The 15,097-nt window shown below is 36.5% G+C and carries 14 protein-coding genes; 8 read left to right on the top strand and 6 right to left on the bottom strand.

Annotated features, from left to right (window positions below; translation table 11 throughout):
- Positions 1-45 precede the first annotated feature (45 nt).
- The 6 genes from BTO23_RS05695 to BTO23_RS05670 are packed head-to-tail and all read right to left on the bottom strand — an operon-like array spanning position 46 to position 4,564.
- Positions 46-825, bottom strand: coding sequence for a heme ABC transporter ATP-binding protein (locus tag BTO23_RS05695; protein ID WP_105063139.1), 780 nt, complete (start codon positions 823-825; stop codon positions 46-48).
- Complete coding sequence (locus tag BTO23_RS05690; RefSeq protein ID WP_105063138.1) at positions 825-1,862, bottom strand: FecCD family ABC transporter permease; 1,038 nt, start codon at positions 1,860-1,862, stop codon at positions 825-827. Before BTO23_RS05690 ends, BTO23_RS05695 begins: the two co-directional genes overlap by 1 nt.
- Before the next feature lie 12 nt (positions 1,863-1,874).
- On the bottom strand, positions 1,875-2,723 hold the full coding sequence (locus BTO23_RS05685; RefSeq protein ID WP_061011591.1) for a heme/hemin ABC transporter substrate-binding protein: 849 nt from the start codon (positions 2,721-2,723) through the stop codon (positions 1,875-1,877).
- Positions 2,723-3,139, bottom strand: a complete 417-nt coding sequence (locus BTO23_RS05680) for an ExbD/TolR family protein (RefSeq protein ID WP_061036747.1) — start codon at positions 3,137-3,139, stop codon at positions 2,723-2,725. Before BTO23_RS05680 ends, BTO23_RS05685 begins: the two co-directional genes overlap by 1 nt.
- The gene (locus BTO23_RS05675) at positions 3,136-3,819 is read right to left on the bottom strand and encodes a MotA/TolQ/ExbB proton channel family protein (RefSeq protein ID WP_061002272.1); all 684 of its coding nucleotides are present in this window, start codon (positions 3,817-3,819) and stop codon (positions 3,136-3,138) included. The genes BTO23_RS05680 and BTO23_RS05675 overlap by 4 nt, the downstream gene beginning before the upstream one ends.
- A 16-nt stretch (positions 3,820-3,835) precedes the next feature.
- The gene (locus tag BTO23_RS05670; RefSeq protein WP_170066698.1) at positions 3,836-4,564 is read right to left on the bottom strand and encodes an energy transducer TonB; all 729 of its coding nucleotides are present in this window, start codon (positions 4,562-4,564) and stop codon (positions 3,836-3,838) included.
- 160 nt (positions 4,565-4,724) lie between these two features.
- On the opposite strand from BTO23_RS05670, the gene hutW reads away from it, so the two are divergent.
- The 8 genes from hutW to BTO23_RS05630 all read left to right on the top strand — a co-directional run.
- Entirely contained in the window at positions 4,725-6,083 is a 1,359-nt protein-coding gene (gene hutW / locus BTO23_RS05665; RefSeq protein WP_105063136.1) for a heme anaerobic degradation radical SAM methyltransferase ChuW/HutW, read from the top strand.
- A gap of 37 nt (positions 6,084-6,120) precedes the next feature.
- A complete protein-coding gene (gene hutX, locus BTO23_RS05660; protein WP_060990894.1) occupies positions 6,121-6,612 on the top strand; it encodes a heme utilization cystosolic carrier protein HutX in 492 nt (163 codons plus the stop codon).
- A gap of 28 nt (positions 6,613-6,640) precedes the next feature.
- Positions 6,641-7,174 carry a heme utilization protein HutZ gene (hutZ, locus tag BTO23_RS05655; protein WP_061002277.1) on the top strand — a complete coding sequence of 178 codons (534 nt, stop codon included), beginning with the start codon at positions 6,641-6,643 and terminating at the stop codon, positions 7,172-7,174.
- A 324-nt stretch (positions 7,175-7,498) separates the two neighbouring features.
- Positions 7,499-9,580 (top strand): type VI secretion system tip protein TssI/VgrG, encoded by a 2,082-nt coding sequence (tssI, locus tag BTO23_RS05650; protein WP_105063135.1) that lies wholly within the window; start codon positions 7,499-7,501, stop codon positions 9,578-9,580.
- On the top strand, positions 9,580-10,434 hold the full coding sequence (locus BTO23_RS05645) for a DUF4123 domain-containing protein (protein WP_105063134.1): 855 nt from the start codon (positions 9,580-9,582) through the stop codon (positions 10,432-10,434). Before tssI ends, BTO23_RS05645 begins: the two co-directional genes overlap by 1 nt.
- Positions 10,431-13,691, top strand: a complete 3,261-nt coding sequence (locus tag BTO23_RS05640) for a T6SS effector BTH_I2691 family protein (RefSeq protein ID WP_105063133.1) — start codon at positions 10,431-10,433, stop codon at positions 13,689-13,691. Before BTO23_RS05645 ends, BTO23_RS05640 begins: the two co-directional genes overlap by 4 nt.
- On the top strand, positions 13,678-14,409 hold the full coding sequence (locus tag BTO23_RS05635; RefSeq protein ID WP_105063132.1) for a hypothetical protein: 732 nt from the start codon (positions 13,678-13,680) through the stop codon (positions 14,407-14,409). Before BTO23_RS05640 ends, BTO23_RS05635 begins: the two co-directional genes overlap by 14 nt.
- Positions 14,410-14,436: 27 nt before the next feature.
- The coding region (locus tag BTO23_RS05630; RefSeq protein ID WP_105063131.1) for a hypothetical protein at positions 14,437-15,097 on the top strand (661 nt) is incomplete at its 3' end.

Here is a 15,097-nt window from a genome sequence, read left to right as displayed (position 1 = left end):
TAATTATATACGCTCTTTTTATAATACGATTAGTGACTAGGTATTTTATGCTGCAAAAACTACAGGAATATCCAAAGTAGGGTGCGATTGAATTAACGTTTTGTACCCATATACCTTTTCTATCATTTCGGCAGTTATTGCTTCCCAAGGCTTCCCATCCGCTTGTAGTTTCCCATCTTTTAAGACTATCACTCTGTCTGAATATTGCGCGGCTAAATTCAAATCATGTAATACAACAATAACAGCAGCCCCTTCATTAGCTAACTCTTTCGCTAATTTTAGTGTCTTATGTTGATGAGAGAGATCTAACGCTGACGTTGGTTCATCTAACATTATGATTTTTTGTTGATGCTGGCTCACTTGTGTTAGAACTCGAGCTAAATGAACTCGTTGCTTTTCACCACCTGACAGTGATGGGTATAATCTATTTACTAAGTGATTAATACCCGTTTTATTCATCATATCATTCGTGATTTCATGTAATTTTTGGTTTGATAGTCCTAACGGTAAACCGCCCAGTTCAACGACTTCATGGACATTAAAAGCAAATGAGAGCGTGCTGTGCTGAGGAAGAACACCAAGTCGCTTTGCTAGTTTATTGCTATTCCATTGATCTTTAGTTTTTCCAAAAAAACGAATATTATCGAAAGAAGAAATCTCATTAGACAATAGCTTTAATAGTGTACTTTTTCCGGCACCATTAGGTCCAAGTAGAGTCGTTACCTCACCACAATGAAGATCTAAATTTATTTTATCTAAAATCATTTTAGATCCAATGTGGTACGAAATGTTTTTTGCTGAAATAGCTAAAGCTGAATGACTCATTAAATTTTACCTCGTTGGGTAAATAATAAATATAAAAAGAAAGGTGCACCAATAATTGCTGTCACGATACCTACGGGTAATTCTGCGGGGCTAACTGCGACTCGAGCAAACATATCTGCCGCAGTCAATAAAAGGCCGCCAAGTAACGCAGAAAGAGGTAATAAAGTTTTGTGGTTTGGTCCAGATAGCATACGACCAAGATGAGGAATAATTAATCCAATAAACCCGATCATTCCAGACAAACTAACCGTTATCCCAACCCCCACGGCACTTAAGATGATCATACGTTGTTTTAAAGACTGAACATTTATTCCTAAGTGTTTTGCTTCAGCTTCGCCAAGTAATAATGCGTTTAAACCTGAGGCATTTTTCATAAATAAACACAAAAGTACGATGAGACCAATAGAAGCCAACAGTAAGTCTGACCATTTTGCACCTGCTAATGATCCCATTGACCATAAAGAAAGATCACGTAGCATTTGGTCATCAGCAATAAAATTTAAGTAACCAATACCGGCACCAGATAGAGCACTTATCGCAACCCCTGCTAATAGCATGACCGTAATTGAGGTCCCAAATTTACTGGTTCCTAATCGGTAGACAATTAAGGTAGTAATTGCACCACCAAGAAAAGCAAAAATAGGTACAGCAGCAAAATTCATAAAGAAAGGAAATTGTTCAGCAATTGATGAAAAGAGAACGATTGCCAAAGCAGCACCAAGCGCAGCTCCTGCCGAAACACCAATAATTCCAGGCTCAGCTAAAGGGTTACGAAATAGGCCCTGCATAACAACGCCAGATATTGCCAAAATAGCACCAACCAACATACATAATAAGGTTCTTGGTAATCGCACTTGGTGAATGATTAAATTAATATGTGCGGGAATTTCAACGCTTGACCAAGGAACCAAACTATTAAAGCTTTCACTCAGTGTAATATTCATTGGCCCAGTAGCAATAGAGCTAATAGCGGTAAATAAAAGAAATAAAGCACTTAAAATTATTACTTTTGAATAAGTAATGTATTTCAATAACATAGCAAAGTGACCTTATGGATAAAGCAGAGTATTAAGGCGAGCTGCTTCTTCCAGAGTAGCCAAACCTAATCCACCAACTAATGCTGAACCATCAATACCAATGATTTGTTTATTAAGCCCAGCAGGTGTAGAAGCTAAAGTAGGAATTGCTTTAATAATATTATCGATACTTTCTAATTTAGCTAGACTACGATTACTAACGAGAACAACATCAGGTTGCATTGAAAGCATCGCCTCCATAGAGAGTGGCTTAAATGATGAAATCAGGTTTTGTGCTGGATTAGTTCCGCCAGCTAGATGAATCATTTCATCCATTGTTGTTTCTCTACCTGCGACATAAGGAGCACGACCTTCATGAAGTAATAAATAGAGAACCTTTTTCTGCTTTGATTTTTCTGGAATATTCTTGCTTAACTGAGTCACTTTTTTATTAACTTCATCTTTAATGTGTTGTGCATTGTCTTGATGGTGGGTAAGCAACGCAATCTCATCAATGCGCTCTAATAGACCTTTAATCGTTGGTTTTGTGTTTACAATATTGACTTTTACGTTTGATTGTCTTAATAAATCAAGAGTAGATTTAGGCCCCATTTCATCAGAACCAATGAGTTGAGTCGGCTGTAGAGTTAATAAACCTTCGGTAGATAATTGGCGATGATAACCAATTTTTGGTAATTCAGAAGCTTGTGGCATCTTACTTGTCACATCTACGGCAACAAGAGACTCTTGTGCGTTTAATGCATAGATTAATTCAGTTACTGCGCTTCCTGCGCTGATAATACGTTCTTGAGCAATAACCATAGAAGATGTTGATACAAGCATTAAAGCAAGTAGAGCTGAGTTTAGTCGAGAATGATTCATTATTTGTTTTCGTCCATTAAAATTTGGGTTGCTTTGATCTTATTGTCTTGCAAGAAGGCAAGTAGTTTAACCATGTGTTGGATCTCAGCTGATTTATCAGAAGCAATAACTACTTGGAACTCCGGCTTATTTTTAACCTGAATTAGTAAGGTTTGAGTAAAACTATCCCATGAAGAGTAAGATTTTCCATCTAGTCCCCAGTAAGGTGGCTTTTCTAAAATATTGACGGTAAGAGATTTGTTATCGACCGCAGATACTGATTCTGTTTCGGCTGTAGGTAGACTGACTTCTAAAGACTGCAGTTTAACTGTCGCTGTGAGTAGTAGAAATACCATCACAATAAAAATGATATCGAGTAAAGGGGTAAGGTCTGGTTGTAGAGAGTCTGGATGGTTCTCTGTCGTTAGTTTTATCATACAAAGCGCTCTTTATTTTTTAAGGCTTCATTACTTAAGTCTTGTTCGTCATTGATAAATACGCCTTCGATCCATAAGTTGGTATAGTTTAATGAATGCTCTAAACGAGAAAAAATACGATCAGCCCATAAACCTAATAGTTGTGCACTTGAGATTGCTGGTAAGGCAATAATTAAACCAATTGCGGTGGTTCGCATTGCGAGTCCTAATCCATCAGCAAGGATATTTGGTGTAATTGAGCCAGTGGTTGCAGCGACGTCTTTAAACATATCAATAAGGCCAAGTACTGTACCTAATAACCCTAATAATGGACTAATCATACCTATTAAAGATAACAGTCTAAGCCCTGAACGTAGTTGATACCGTTTCTCTTGTAGCCATAATCCAGCGACGTCTTCACGCAGAACTTTGGTGAAATTACGATGGGCAAGTAACATTGCGTTCCCTTTTGCGGATAGCGCTCTACGATTTTTTAACGACATGATTAAGAGATAAATGTTTTGATCGTCATCTTTACTTAGTTGAGCTAAGGATTTTTTGATTGAACGGTGTGAACTACCAGAAAAAAGTATTAGTTGAATTACTCGTTCGATTAGTAATGCCAGCGTAATAAGAGAACAGGCTAAAAGTGGCAGTGCCATAATGCCTAATTGAGAATATAAGTGAGATAAATTGAGCATGTTGATTTCCATACAACTAGTTTAGAGAAAATCGGACAGGGATCTGAACGCGATGCGCAATAGCCTGACCATTGATAACTTGTGGCGAAAACTTCCAATCACGTATAGCGGTTAAAGCTGCCTCATCAAGAATTTGTGTACCTGATGATGTAATTAATTCTTGTTTAATTTGTTTACCGTTTTCATTTAACCAAATCTCATATAAAGCGGTCCCTTCAATTCCTTTACGCTGTGCAATTCGTGGGTAGCGGGGTGCATTAGGACGCTTAAGAAAGCTTGGCTTTTTCACCAATTGAGGTTTTTCAGTTACTCCTGATTTAGATACTGCAGGTTTTCTTTTGCTGTTTGTTTTTGTCTCGTCTTTTTTTACGACGGATTCTTTTTCTGGTTTTTTTTGTTCTTTCTTTTTCTCTTTTGGTTTTGATGATGTTTTTATTGGTGGCTTCGGTTTGTAGCTTTTTGATGGTTCTTTTGGTTTTTCTATTCTTTTAGTTACTGATTTTTTAGGGGTCGTTGGTGTCGACATTGTTTTCTGTGGCGTTGGTTTATTTTCTTTTTTTGTCGGTTCTATTTTTTTCTTTGATGAAACGGAAGGAGCACTAGGGGCTACAAGCTGAATATTCACTTGTGAAGATTGACTTCCTGTAGGCATTGCAAAGGCTTTTTTTTCAGGTACAGCCCAAATAAGCGCAGTATGAATAACCAATGAAATCCCCACCGCTGTAAGGTAACGAAAGTTCAGCACGACTATCTCCATTTCAAATTTAGTATGTAAAAAGATGGAATGATTATAACCTTAATGAAAATGAGATCAATTATCAATTGCATTATCAATTGAAAATAATTTATGATAATAAAAGAAACGAAGCTCTTAGCGGTAAAGAGTGAGAAGTAGAATTGAAATCATGAATAAACAAATAGATTTACATTACTTACCTAATTCCATTTTGGGTGAAAATACACCAGAACCTTTGTTGTATGCTTTTCAGAGAAAATCGTCAGCTCATGCGGGCGGAAGTGCTATGCCAATCAGTAGTTCTCAGTTTTCTAAGCGTTTTAATACTGCTTTATCGAAAACGGTAGAGTTAAGCGAGCATCGGTGTTTATACGTTCATATCCCTTTTTGTCGTGTACGTTGTACTTATTGTAATTTTTTTCAACATGCGTCAAGCAAGACTTTAGTCGCTGATTATTTTGAAGCGCTTATGGTTGAATTAAAATGGAAAGCCCAATTACCTTGGACTCAATCAGCGCCATTTCATGCGGTTTATATTGGCGGTGGTACACCAACGGATCTTACTGCTGATCAAATTGAACAATTAGGTAAGGCAATTCGCAGTTATTTCCCATTGACGACTGATTGTGAAATTACCTTAGAAGGGCGTATTAATCGCTTTGATGAAGAGATGTTTGATAAGGCATTAGAGGGCGGCTTTAATCGATTCTCATTTGGGGTGCAAAGTTTTAATACTAAAGTAAGACGTTCAGCCAAACGTTTAGACGATAGAGAATATGTATTAAGACGAATTCAAGAGCTTAGCCAAAGTAACCAAGCACCAATAGTGGTGGATTTACTTTATGGTTTACCTTATCAAACCACAGAGATTTGGCAGCAAGACTTAGACGATTTTTTAGAAACAGATGCGCATGGGGTCGATTTATATCAATTGATTGAAATGGGTGGTACGCCAATGAAGGGAATGATTGAGAAGGGGAAACTTCCACACCCAGCATCAACAGAAGAAAAAGCGTATATGTATCAATATGGTGTTGAATTTATGAATAAACACCACCTTCGTCGCCTCAGTGTTAATCATTGGGCAAAAGATAACAGAGAGCGAAGCATTTATAACAGTTTAACAAAGACGACTGCGGAAGTATTACCGGTTGGTTGTGGCGCAGGAGGAAATGTAGGTGGTGTTGGAATCATGCAACATCGTACATTGGATGCTTATATTGAATCAATTAATGCTAATAAGATGCCGATTGCGATGATGACACAATTAGCAGCATCAGCAGGGTTGTTTTCTATGATAAAAGCTGGGTTTGACCGCGGAGTTCTATCACGTCAGTTACTACGACAACATTCAAACCAAGATATTTTTGATTACTTAATGCCTTTATTTAAGCATTGGCAACAAAACGGATTAGTTACCGTTAATCATAATTATTTAAGTCTCACATTAGCAGGAGAATTTTGGTCGGTAACATTGGCTCAAGGAGTTATATCTGCACTATCTCTAGCTAACGAAAAAGCAGCATAAATTATATGTAAATTTAAAATACAAGAGAAAGATACCCATGAATAAGAAAGTTATTGAGTTATTAGAACAAGACCCTTCGTTATTACCGAGTGATATTGCTAAGCAGTTAGAATTATCAGAATGTGAAGTTGTAAAATTGTTACCTGAAGAGATGGTGACATTGGTTGAAGGTAGCAAAGCTCAAGATATTTTGGAAGGGTTAGTCGGTTTTGGTGATGTTACGACAATTATTCATTCTTTTGGTTCTATTTTCGAAGTGAAAGCCCCATTCCCCAAAGGGAAACTTGCTCACGGTTATTATAATTTAATGGGACGAAATGGGGAGCTACATGGTCACTTAAGATTAGATTTAATTACGGATATAGCACTTGTCAGTAAGCCGTTTAGAGGTTCTGAGAGTCATTATTTTGGTTTCTTTAATCAAGATGGTCACTCTGTATTTAAGATTTATTTAGGACGAGATAAAAAACGTCAACTCATTCCAGAACAAGTAAGTTCGTTTATAGCGTTAAAGCAAGAATATAAATAAAATTAGAAATAAATTTAAGGAAAGCAAAATGAGCTCAACAATTAAACAAGAAAGATTACAAAGCCGCCTTGGACCTGAAATTCAAGAGTTTCGTGATACACGTAAAACTTTACAGCTAGCAACAGTTGATGGTGAAGGCAAACCAAACGTAAGTTATGCTCCGTTTATTTTACTGGATGATGGGTATTATGTGCTTATTTCTGAAATTGCACGTCATGCACGTAATTTAATGCAAAATCCAAATGTGTCATTAATGCTAGTAGAAGATGAGGATACGTCTAAACAATTATTTGCGCGTAAAAGACTGACCTTCGATGCAACTGCTATTCGAATTGATAGAGAAGAAGCAAATTGGCAGTTAGCGGTTGATGAAATGAAACAACGCTTTGGCGATATTATTGATGGCTTGAGTTCGTTAGAAGATTTTAAAATGTTTAGATTAAAACCAATCCAAGGTTTATTTGTAAAAGGATTTGGCCAAGCTTTCCAAGTTAGTGGTGATGATTTGGTTGATTTTGTTCATTTAGAGCAAGGCCATAAGAAGTACGAACCAGCATCTTAATCTTATAGAAGAAATAATGTGATGAACGAGCCTAAGTCGATGTACTTAGGCTTTTTTTATGACGGTAGAATAAATTTATTTTGAAAGATTTATCTAATTAATGGTATTGGCATAGTATGAGAAGTAAACCGAATATAATTTAAAGAGTATTTAATTCTAATTATTTTGGCATGCTTTTTAGTTTGATGGTTTTTCAAGCATGAGAGTGCAGTGGGTCGCATATTATTTAAACAAAATAGTGGTCGTATTTATTGCTGGTATGATAGTTCAATAATGATATAAATTACTGATTAATCAATCAATTAAAATTAAGGCAATGCAATTATGCAAGATGCAAATCAAGTACTGTTTGAACTTGATATAACCACTATTGATATCCCTCTTCAGGTCTATGAGTTTATAGGAGAAGAAATATTAGGTGAAAATTATCAATTCACGATCACGTTTGTTTGCGAAGAGTCTGAATTAGATTTACCTAATTGTCTTCAATTGCCAGCAAGATTAACTTTACACAATCAAAACAGCCCTGAGGTAAGTAATAATAAACGCTATGTTCATGGTGTAATTAAATCGATTGAGCAAATAAGTGTGTCATTTCGTTTTAGTACCTATCAAATTCAACTTGTTCCTATTTTTGATCTCCTATCTTTACGAAAAAATCATCAAATATTTCAACAAAAGTCGGTGCCAGAGATAATTCAAGATATATACGCCCGGGCAGGGATATTAAATAACTATTTTGAATTGGAATTGTTTAATCAACATCAACCACGTGAATACTGTGTGCAATACGGAGAATCAGATGATCACTTTATAAGACGTCTGATGTCAGAAGAAGGTTTTATTTCTTATTTTGAGCACAATGAAATACTCTCAAAATTAATTATTTCAGATGGAAAGGAAACATACACAGAACTGCCTTCACTTCCAGTCATTGTTGACAGTGGTATGGTGCAAGAAGGCGATACTATATTTTCATTACTTAAAAAAGATAAAGTTCAAACTGGACGTGTGTCATTACAAGATTATACTTTTCAATTTCCTCCGCAACCAGTAAAAGCAAATAAAGAGATTGAGAGTAAAGATAACCATACCAGTGAGGTAGGTTTATCATATTATGGCTATCCTGCGGAAGAAAATAACCAAAATGCAATAAAGAAAGCAGAACTAGTTCTAAAACAAAAGCGTACAGATCAAACTACAGTACAAGGCATTAGCGATAGTATGCAGCTTGTACCTGGTTACTTTCAACCAATAACAAATAATTCAAATTTAGATTGGAATATCAGTTGGTTATTAACATCGGTATCACATCAAGGTTTACAACCTCAAGTACTTGAAGAGTTCGCTGATGGAGCATCAAGTTATCAAGCTTGCTTTAACTGTACGCCATGGTTTGTACCATACAAACTAAGTAAAATAGAAAAACCTTATATACGTAATATTGATACCGCAATGGTAACGGGTCCTGAGAATGAAGAGATCTATTGTGATGAATATGGGCGAGTAAAAGTACAATTCCATTGGGACAGAAATGGTCAAGCGGATGAGAAAACAAGTTGTTGGCTTCGTACTTCACAAGGGTGGGCAGGTAATCAATATGGTCAATTTGTATTACCGAGAATAGGCCACGAAGTGATCGTTAGTTTTATTCATGGAGACCCCGATAAACCCATCATTACAGGCTCGTTGTATAACGGGGATAATAAACCACCATACACACTGCCAGAGCATAAAACACGCAGCACATTTAAAACATCAAGCTCTATTGGTGCAGATAATTTTAATGAGTTGCGCTTTGAGGATAAAAATGCGTCAGAGCAGATCTATATTCATGCAGCGAAAGACATGGATAGTCAAATTCAAAACAATCTTACTAGCGAAATATTTAATGATGCTCATTCTGTTGTGCATCATGACCAATTTCATCAAGTCACCAAAGATAATCATCTGACCGTGCAATCAGATAATTTAAGTTCAATTAAAGGTGACGCACATCTGCAAGTATCAGGTTCTATTCAACAAAAAATCCAAGGAAGTCGGCTTGAACAAATAGGCACAGAGTTACACATTAAGGTGGGTAATAAAGCCGTCCTTGATGCCGGCAGTGAACTGACCATCACCACAGGCAGCAGTACTATGAAGCTTGATTCTGGTGGTATTCATTTACTTGGATCGGCCATTGATTTAAACAAAGGCGGCAGTGCTGGAAGCGGTAGCGGATATGCAGGTATAACAGCAACTCAACCTATCATGAAGCAGAGTGAAACGGCAGGCAGCGCGGCTGAAATCGCAACGGCCTCTGAATACACAAGAAGTAAAATTCACGCCACTCGTCAGCTCGAGGCATTAAAAACATTAGATCCAGTTTGTGAGGAGTGTGAACAAGAGCAGGAACAAGAATAATGGAAACGCAGTGCTTTGATTCTCTGAATATTGATGACTTCACCTCCTTCTATTTGATGCTAGATACCAGTCAGAGTGTTGACGTATTAAAACAGTTATATCAATTAGATACTGTCATAGAGCAAGAACCTCTTTATTTGTATGAGCCTTGGAATGACATGATATCTGTCTCTCCTTATTTGGTAAAAGCAACGCCTGTTATTGCGCAATGGTTTGAAAGTCAACGTGGTCAGCTAGACGGTTTCTTATTCAGCTCGGCGTTAGATCTAGAAAGCCTTGCAGAGCATTTAAGAAGTGTGATTAAGGTTCTGTCGCCTTACGGTTCATCCATCATATTGAAATCGGCGCATTCAGGGTGTGCCAATGTTTTATTTTCAACAAGAACAGATTGGTATTGGCAGCACATTGATGAAGTTTGGCTTCCACATAAAAAGGGATGGGCGCATTACTTATCGCCTTGTACTGAGGTAAAAAGCGTCAAACCTTATCGTTTAACGGACGAACAATGGCAAGCGTTAGGAGAGTTAGCGACTGAAAATGCCTATGCCTATGTACTCAATCATGTGGAATATTTCTTCCCACATTGTTTAGAGGGCGTGGCAGATAAACAAAAATGGATTCAGTATTGGTTCGATGCTGCTTACAGCAGAGGGTTTCAAAATGAGACTGAAGTCTGTTTATTTATGAATGTGATGGGCTATTTAGGAAAAGAAGCGATCACAACCGATAAATACCCCAAAATCACAGAATTGATCTATCAAACATCACAGCAAACTCCAGAACAAAGAATTAAACAAGCGGCGGATTTGGCCTATCAATATCGTCACTCTATGCAAAAGGATTTACAAGAATGAGCGAAGCAAACAATGCCGCCATGTGTGGCAGTAAAAAAGATGCGAAAAACCCGGTAGGATCTTGCCCTGTAAAATTTGGCGTTATTGACATTATTCCGGTTCGTTATGCGATTGATGATATGGATGATGAAGAGAAAGAGCAGATACACCCATTACTTGATACCCATAAAGGTCACGGCTTTTTTGATGTTGCTCATTCAAAATATACATTAAGACAATTAAGAGATGGCTGGCTTTACGTTTATAGCAATAGAGATAAAACCTTTCATGAATATCAGGTGAAAGGTACTCAATTCATTAAGATTGATTGGGGCTCAAATGAAGCCGATAAAGCACCAGAAGAGAGAGGTCAAGCAGGAGAGGCTAAAAGCTGTTTGTCTTACTCTAAGAATGACACATTAACCATATCATTTTCTCACCAACGTTGGACATGGCGCTTATGTGAGCACATGCGTTCAAATACCCAGTGTCGCAATGAATGGATGCGAACTGTTGACTTAAAAACCTATTCAAACACATTAGAGATAGAACATGGTGGTGGCATGCGTGATTTTGCCCATGCTATTGCTGATGTTGGTACGCCAAAGCCCTCCGATGTCTTGTTTGAAAAAACGTGTTCACCATTAAAAGACGATGATCCCTCTGATGATGAGTTTCATCTCGCTACTTATAAGAAACCCGTATTAGAAACCGATTATCAATGCGATTTATTAGAAAAGAACAGCGCGCTGTATATCGCACTGGATGATCAGTTGGCAGATATAACGGATCTGTTTTTGAAGTTGTCAGAAACATATGTGCGTATTGTTGAACTACAAGGAACAGAGGAAGATGAATACAAAGCTCAAATGGCTGAATTAACACGATCTTTAGCAAGGGTGACATTTAGTGATGATCAACTTCCTGAACATATTAAATCAGATCCAATTGAACGGTTAAAGCTAGAAATAGAGATAAATGAGTATTTATACCAAGAGCAAAATGTCCAACAATCTTCAGCATCTTATGAATATCATGTCGGCGAAGGGGTAGAAAATACCTCATGGTATAAAGCGTTAGAGGCGAAAAAACAAGCCATAAAAGAGCGATTTAATTTTGAAATTAAAAAGGAACATACTTCTCAGTGGAAAAGGCAATATCGAAATTTTGATGAAATTCGATGGCATGAATTAAATGAATACCTATTTGAAAAATACGACAAATTATCAGAAGTAGAAATATTAAACAGTAAGTTAGTTTATCAGCATAAAGAGGTAACAGATGCCATTGAACAGATGGGTATCGACCCTATGTATTTCGGGATTGATAATCAAACAGAGGTTGGTCAACGTTATTTATCTGAACTATTTTCACCAATAACCGTCGAGCTTGTTCAATCGGGTTTTAATGTTCCTGAGATTAAGCATTATCTAGAAGAAATGTTAGATCTGAGTAACCCAAACAATCTATTAGCATTAGCCCCATTTGCTTACTCAAAAGAAGTGGTGGATGAGTTAACAACTTATTCTGAAGGTGGAGCTGCACTTAATATGAGCAGTCCTAGTGACATGATCGCACTGCATACTCGATTATCAGAATTCGATACATTAACAGGTGACGTAAGAATTCAAGACTCAGATTGGTACAAGCTGCTTCATATCGATATTAAAGCCGTGTTTGCTGCATTTATTGCAAGTAATAAAGCCAATCCGATACTGCAATTTCGACCTTCGATGGAGATGCTCAACGCAATCCAACCTCGAACTAATCAATTCAGTGCACTTAGTTTTATGACTCGCTTCAGAGTTCTCATCATGGAAAATCTAGCAGATAGCAGTTTTATTGTTTCTGTAAACCCTAATTACCCTAAAGAACTGGCGGCATTTAATAAAAAATATGATCAGTTCTTACTATCTAACAGTAAAACAATGGCAGCAATTATTCGGAAAGAACAATTTGCTGCAGTGCTAGTACAAAAGGCCTCTGAATTTATTTCTGAGAACATGCCTCAAATGCTTAAGGTTTCACAAAACGGCTCAAGGTTAAACGTAAAAGGAGCAATCAGCAAAGGCGTTGCAGACAGTTGGGCTGCTTATAAAAATACAAAGGCAGATCTTGTTAGTTTTTCTGAAAGGAAGTGGAAAGGATCAGCAAGTTGGAATGGGGTTGTTGCAGCATTAAATATTTGGAACTCAATAACCGTTTTTTCAAATTTACTTCAAAGAAACCAAGAGAGTAAGACGACAGAGGAATATAAATCAGTCGCCGCAGAGCTTGTTTATACGGCTTCTTGGACAGTCAATGCGTGCGCCTTGGTATCAAGAGATGCAGCATGGGCTGAAGTGATGAAAGATAAGCGTTTATTAGAACTACAGAGGAAGCAAGCACTTAAAGCAAATAAAAAGCTTATTACTAAATTTGTAAATCTAACTCGATTAGTAGCTGTTACTGGATTAATCGCCAGTGTGTCTGAAATTTATTATGTCTATAAGCGCTTAGATAGTCCTCTTTTGTCCAAAGAAGAAAGAATCGCAGAGAAACTTAAATTATTCGCATTAGGCGGGCAAGTAGTAGTTTTTTCTGTTCAGTTAATTTCATGTTTTATGAATGGAACCATTGGTGCTATTTTTGCTCCTTGGATGGTTATTTGGTTAAGTGTATTTGGTATTGCTTATATTGCAGCAACGGCATTCATTAATATGTTTAAACGAACCGACATGGAGTTGTGGTTAGTGCAATCCATATGGGGAGTAAAGACGGCTAAGTGGGCACCAGAAATTGAGCTAGTTAACTTGCAAAACATATTAAATAAACCAGTAGCCCAGATAGATACTGGAATAGTTAGGACGTATCAGTCAATTTCTGATTCAGACAAACAATGGACGTTAACAATTGATTTACCTGATTACTTATCCGATAAATGGTTTGGAATTAAAGTAATTAAAAGCACATCTAAAAAAGCAATAAAACATTATAATTTCATTGGAAATAACGAGGTCAACCAATCAGAAGTAGAAGTCAATTTTACTAAAGTAAATAATGATAATAATTGTTATCAAATGAAAATTGAGCGAAACCATTCAGAAGATATTTCGAATATAACTATTTATTTAGATGTTTTAGCCAATAGAACACCTCATGTTATTTCTTATTCCGGATTTCAAGGTGGTAGTGGTGATATAAATCTAAGTATAAATAAGATTACTTCATTTAATGACTATTCAAAATATGCAAATTTAGGTATGAAGATTGTGAGGTTAAATAATGCTAACTCATAAAGATATAGATAATACAGACAAAATAGAAACCATGAGAATGGATTTATACAACGAAGAAGTGCTTTATGAGTATGAAACCATAGAGCATCAATATTTAGGGTATTTTGCGGCCGCCGGTTTTTTCAGTGTAATGCTTTGGTTTTTATATGATTTTAGTGATGATGGAATAGACGCAGGTGAAGCCATTATATTTGGTGGCGGTGGAACCATAATGACACTATTTTTAATTTTTTTTGCTTCTGCAGACATAAAGCGGATTTACAAGTTCACTAAAAACGGAATAGTAACTGAGAAAGCAGATGTGGTACCAGAGTACGCTTATCAATGCATACGAATGATAGGTCGAGTGGGTGTCGTTGTATGTTTGATTGCCGTTGTTTTTGTTGGCCCTATGGCGTTCGTTGGAGCAGGGGCCAGTGCGTTACTCTCATTTAAATTGGTTAACTTTAGGCTGAAACCTATGATGTTTGAAAGTTTGTATTTTGATGAATCAGTAATAATAAAATCATCAAAGATAAATTATATAACGGTCGTTCCCAATGCTAAATTTCTATTGTCGTTAAATGGTCTTTTTTGTAATAAAGAAAATGTAGATGATATTTTTAATACCTTAAGGGAATTCTACCCAAATGGTTATTTTTATGAGGTAGAGGAAGAAGATGATATTTATGAACATGAAAAATTTAAAGAGTTCTTACATCCAATGGATCAAGATTGATGTGAAATTGTAAGGATGCGTTAAATAATGCTAACTCATAAAGATATAGATAATACAGATAAAATAGAAGTCATGAGAATGGCCTTATACAATGAAGAAGTACTCTATGAGTATGAAACCATAGAGCATCAATATTTGGGGTATTTTGCTGGTATTGGTTTTTTTAGTGTTATGAGTTGGATGTTATATGACTTTAGTCAAGATATGCTAGATACAGGTGGTGTGGTGGCATTTAGCTTACTTACCATTTTTATGACATTGTTTTTTATTTTTTTTGGTTCTGCAGACATAAAGCGGATATACAAGTTCACTAAAAACGGAATAGTAACCAAGCAGACAGATGTGGTACCTGAGTATGCATATAAGTGTATACGAATGATAGGTCGAGTGGGGGTCGTTGTATGTTTGATTGCAGTTGTTTTTGTTGGTCCCATGGCGTTCATTGGAGCAGGGGCCAGTGCATTACTTTCATTCAAACTGGTTAACTTTAGGTTGAAACCTATGTTGTTTGAAAGTTTGTATTTTGATGAGTCAGTGATATTTAAAACAAACAAAGAAAATTATATTGATATTACAGCAAATACCAATGATACCAGCTCTTCGATGGGTTTTTTTTGTAATAAAGATAATGTAGAAGAAATTTTTAATACAATAAAAATATTTTATCCAAATGGATATTTTTTTGAAA

The sequence above is a fragment of the Aliivibrio sifiae genome (assembly GCF_002954715.1).
GTDB lineage: Bacteria > Pseudomonadota > Gammaproteobacteria > Enterobacterales > Vibrionaceae > Aliivibrio > Aliivibrio sifiae.
This window is presented reverse-complemented; position numbering and strand designations above follow the sequence as displayed.

Excerpts from the sequence above, each read along its gene's own strand:
- BTO23_RS05695 (WP_105063139.1), bottom strand. The coding sequence starts at position 825 with ATGAGTCATTCAGCTTTAGCTATTTCAGCAAAAAACATTTCGTACCAC.
- BTO23_RS05690 (WP_105063138.1), bottom strand. The coding sequence starts at position 1,862 with ATGTTATTGAAATACATTACTTATTCAAAAGTAATAATTTTAAGTGCT.
- BTO23_RS05685 (WP_061011591.1), bottom strand. The coding sequence starts at position 2,723 with ATGAATCATTCTCGACTAAACTCAGCTCTACTTGCTTTAATGCTTGTA.
- BTO23_RS05680 (WP_061036747.1), bottom strand. The coding sequence starts at position 3,139 with ATGATAAAACTAACGACAGAGAACCATCCAGACTCTCTACAACCAGAC.
- BTO23_RS05675 (WP_061002272.1), bottom strand. The coding sequence starts at position 3,819 with ATGCTCAATTTATCTCACTTATATTCTCAATTAGGCATTATGGCACTG.
- hutW (WP_105063136.1), top strand. The coding sequence starts at position 4,725 with ATGAATAAACAAATAGATTTACATTACTTACCTAATTCCATTTTGGGT.
- hutX (WP_060990894.1), top strand. The coding sequence starts at position 6,121 with ATGAATAAGAAAGTTATTGAGTTATTAGAACAAGACCCTTCGTTATTA.
- hutZ (WP_061002277.1), top strand. The coding sequence starts at position 6,641 with ATGAGCTCAACAATTAAACAAGAAAGATTACAAAGCCGCCTTGGACCT.
- tssI (WP_105063135.1), top strand. The coding sequence starts at position 7,499 with ATGCAAGATGCAAATCAAGTACTGTTTGAACTTGATATAACCACTATT.
- BTO23_RS05645 (WP_105063134.1), top strand. The coding sequence starts at position 9,580 with ATGGAAACGCAGTGCTTTGATTCTCTGAATATTGATGACTTCACCTCC.
- BTO23_RS05640 (WP_105063133.1), top strand. The coding sequence starts at position 10,431 with ATGAGCGAAGCAAACAATGCCGCCATGTGTGGCAGTAAAAAAGATGCG.
- BTO23_RS05635 (WP_105063132.1), top strand. The coding sequence starts at position 13,678 with ATGCTAACTCATAAAGATATAGATAATACAGACAAAATAGAAACCATG.